1 protein-coding gene is annotated in these 535 nt (G+C 45.2%); it reads right to left on the reverse strand.

Going from position 1 to position 535, the window contains the following annotated elements; all coding sequences use genetic code 11:
- Nucleotides 1–138: 138 nt before the first annotated feature.
- A partial coding sequence (locus R7Z47_RS26585; protein ID WP_318130990.1) for a uroporphyrinogen decarboxylase family protein occupies nt 139–535 on the reverse strand: 397 nt, incomplete at its 5' end.

Consider the following 535-nt stretch of genomic DNA (forward strand, 5'->3'; position numbering starts at 1 on the left):
TTGATTTTGATTTTTATTGTACAGCTTAGACAGTAATTAGATCATAGCAGGCCAAATGCTTACTAAGCTGTACAATTCAAATTTCAGGTAAAAAAATACCGGCACTGATGGCCGGTATTAGATTTCAATAAATCGAGATTATTTGTGGTAAGGCTTAGATAGCTCATGTACCGCTTCAACAAACACACCCGCGTTTTCTGGCGGCACATCTAGGTGGATGCCATGACCTAGGTTGAATACGTGACCTGTACCAGCATCACCAAAACCTTCTAGGATACCCGCTACTTCTTCACGGATACGCTCTGGTGAAGCGTAAAGCATAGATGGGTCCATGTTGCCTTGCAGTGCCACTTTATCGCCGATACGCGCTTTCGCATCAGCAATATTGATCGTCCAGTCTAGACCAACTGCATCACAACCCGTTGCTGCGATTTGCTCTAGCCACATACCGCCATTCTTAGTAAATCGCGTAACAGGTACGCGACGACCGTCATTTTCGCGAATCAGGCCACCCACAATCTTGTGCATGTATTGC

Source organism: Vibrio sp. 1641 (assembly GCF_033339995.1).
GTDB classification, from domain to species: Bacteria; Pseudomonadota; Gammaproteobacteria; order Enterobacterales; family Vibrionaceae; genus Vibrio; species Vibrio alginolyticus.